Source organism: Mesorhizobium sp. M0244, assembly GCF_040321795.1.
Lineage (GTDB): Bacteria > Pseudomonadota > Alphaproteobacteria > Rhizobiales > Rhizobiaceae > Mesorhizobium.
Map to the genome: position 1 here is coordinate 1 of NZ_JAMYSE010000235.1, position 685 is coordinate 685.

Sequence of the window (685 nt, forward strand, 5' to 3'; positions counted from 1 at the left end):
CACGCCCAATTTCTCGGATTTCGAAACGGAGGTCATCGATCTCGATCTTCGTTATGGCGACGGCGGCTGGGCCGGCCTTTATTCGGATTGCGTCGTCAACGATCTGATCCTGCCGATGTGCTCGCCTTCCTATCTTGCCGAACTGCGCGCGATCTCACCGGATCCGCGCGAGCAGCTTCGCCATGCGCGGTTGATCGACAGTGTGAAGGCCTATTTCCGGTGGGATTATTGGCTGCCGTGCAACGGTATCCAGGGCGCCCGCATGACGTATCCCTATCGTTTCGACCGTTCGTCAATGTCGGTTCAACTGGCGAAGGACGGTGCAGGTGTGGTCCTGGAAAGCACATCCATCGCATTCGAGGACCTGGTGTCGGGTTCTCTGGTTCCGGTCTCGATAGAGTTCGAGGTCATCGAGTTTCCGGGATACTGGCTGGTCTGTCCTTCGCGGCATATGAACCGGCGCGCGGTTCGCCTGTTTTCGGACTGGGTGTCACGCGTGGGTAAGCGCGACACCGATCTGGCTCGCCGGTTTCTGGCGGATAAGCAACTGCGCATATCGTTCGAACGACGGCCTCATTTCGGGGCACGGGATGACAAAGCGGCGCCAATGGCGTGAACAGTTCGGCGTTCAAGACATGGCAAGACGAAGATTGACAGCACGTTGCGGTTGAGGAGCTGGCAAAAC

At 58.2% G+C, this 685-nt stretch carries 1 protein-coding gene; it reads left to right on the top strand.

Annotated features, from left to right (window positions below):
• A partial coding sequence (locus tag NKJ08_RS38820) for a LysR substrate-binding domain-containing protein (RefSeq protein WP_352786424.1) occupies positions 1-616 on the top strand: 616 nt, incomplete at its 5' end.
• Positions 617-685: the final 69 nt, after the last annotated feature.